This window comes from Mesorhizobium sp. M4A.F.Ca.ET.020.02.1.1, from assembly GCF_004022645.1.
In the GTDB taxonomy this organism is placed as follows: Bacteria; Pseudomonadota; Alphaproteobacteria; order Rhizobiales; family Rhizobiaceae; genus Mesorhizobium.
Genome location: NZ_RZOI01001095.1, coordinates 1 through 1364 on the forward strand (window position 1 = coordinate 1; position 1364 = coordinate 1364).

The following is a 1364-nucleotide window of genomic DNA, read 5'->3' on the forward strand; positions in this document are numbered from 1 at the left end:
CCGCGTCTCGGCGAGCCGCGAGGGCGTCGGCGGTCCGACCCGCACAATTGTGCTCAACCGCACCCAGGGCGAGGATGCCTCCGCCGATCTTCGCGCCTCGGAAGTCCGTTTCACCCGCTTCTTCAACTCGACGCCGATGGCTATCGCCGGCGTCGACGCCAATGGGCGCATCCTGCGCACCAACGCGCCGTTCCTCTCGCTGTTTTCCTCGGTCGTCGATCGCGACGCGGTCGACCGCCGCGTCCGGCTCGACACGGTCATCCACGAGCGCGACCGGCCGGCTTTCGCCGAGGCTTTCGAGAAGGCCAGGCAACGGCAGGCCGAAATCGAGCCGATCGACACTTTGTTGCCCGGCAACGAGGATCGGCACATCCGCTTCTACGTCAACGCGGTTGCCGAGGGCACCGGCGGCGAAGGTGCCGAGGAATCAGCCATCGTCTATGCTGTCGACACCACCGAGCAGAAGGCGCTCGAAGGCCAGATGGCGCAGAGCCAGAAGATGCAGGCGGTCGGCCAGCTCGCCGGCGGCATCGCACACGACTTCAACAATGTGCTGACCGCCATCATCATGGCGTCGGACCTGCTCTTGACCAACCACCGCCCGTCGGATCCGTCCTTCCCCGACATCATGAACATCAAGCAGAATGCCAACCGCGCGGCTTCGCTGGTCAGGCAGCTTCTCGCCTTCTCGCGCAAGCAGACCCTGCGCCCGGAAGTGCTGAACCTGACCGATGTTCTGGCCGACCTCAGGATGCTGCTCGCCCGTCTGGTCGGCAACGACATCAAGCTGAAGATCGACCACGGTCGCGATCTCTGGCCGGTCAAGGTCGATATCGGGCAGTTCGAGCAGGTGGTGGTGAACCTTGCCGTCAACGCGCGCGACGCGATGCCGGCGGGCGGCGACCTTGCGGTGCGCACCCGCAACGTCACAGCCGAGGAATGCAAGAGCTTCTCATACCGCGAGCTTACCCCGGCCGACTACGTGGTGGTCGAGATCGAGGATACCGGCACCGGCATCGCGCCGGATGTGCTGAAGAAGATATTCGAACCCTTCTTCACCACCAAGGAAGTCGGCAAGGGCACCGGCCTCGGCCTGTCGATGGTCTATGGCATCATCAAGCAGACGGGCGGGTTCATCTTCTGTGATTCGGAAGTTGGCAAGGGCACGGTATTCCGCATCTTCCTGCCGCGCCTCATCGCGGAAGTGAAGCCGGCGAGCGAAGCGGGCGAGGCGCCGGCGGCGCCAGTGAAACCGGCGGAGACGGCCAAGGACCTGTCGGGTTCGGCGACTGTGCTGCTCGTCGAGGACGAAGACGCCGTTCGCATGGGCGGCATGCGGGCACTGACATCGCGCGGCTATACCG

1 protein-coding gene is annotated in these 1364 nt (G+C 64.9%); it reads left to right on the forward strand.

What is annotated here, in order from left to right:
• A partial coding sequence (locus EN742_RS35120; RefSeq protein WP_148670534.1) for a PAS domain-containing sensor histidine kinase occupies nucleotides 1-1364 on the forward strand: 1364 nt, incomplete at both ends.